The 626-nt window shown below is 69.0% G+C and carries 1 pseudogene; it reads left to right on the top strand.

Annotated features, from left to right (window positions below):
* Positions 1 to 626: pseudogene (locus tag EOA29_RS41940) on the top strand (SPOR domain-containing protein); the annotation flags it as partial.

The following is a 626-nucleotide window of genomic DNA, read 5'->3' as shown; positions in this document are numbered from 1 at the left end:
GACGAACTCGACCGGCAGGGCTTCGAAGAGGCGGCGCCTGAGCAGAATGCCGAACCGAGCATCGATTTCGATGACGAGGCTTTCGATGCCGCCTTCGCCAAGGGCATCGAGATGGACGCGCCGGTCGCGCCCGCCGAGCCGTCACGGTCGTGGAGTCGGGTGACCCCGGTCGCCGCCCCGGTGGAAGCGTCGTTCGCGCCGCAGCCGGTGGCTCCCGCGCCGCAGATAGCGGCTCCGGCCTACCGCGATGAGCCGGCGAAGGACCATTCCGCCTACGCCAAGCCGGCTTCGGCGCCGCAGCCTCGCCAGTATGAGGAAGTGCCCGATGTCGAGACGGTCGACGTGCCGGAGCGCGTAGTCGCACTGGCCGACGACCTCGATATTCCGGAGCTCAGCTTCGAGGAGGATCAGCCGGCGGTGCCCGCCTATGACGATCTCGACGCCGAATTCGCGGGTCTGCTCAGCGAGATGAACGCGACCGAGATCGCCACGGCGCCGGCGCCGAGCCGGGGTTATGACGACGAATCCTACAGCGCCGGATTCAAGACCGGCTATGATCGCCGCGAGTTGCGCGCCGAGACGACCTCCGCTCCGGCGGCCGCGTCCTATGCCGCAGCCGCCGGAGC

This window comes from Mesorhizobium sp. M1E.F.Ca.ET.063.01.1.1 (genome assembly GCF_003998155.1).
Lineage (GTDB): Bacteria > Pseudomonadota > Alphaproteobacteria > Rhizobiales > Rhizobiaceae > Mesorhizobium.
This window is presented reverse-complemented; position numbering and strand designations above follow the sequence as displayed.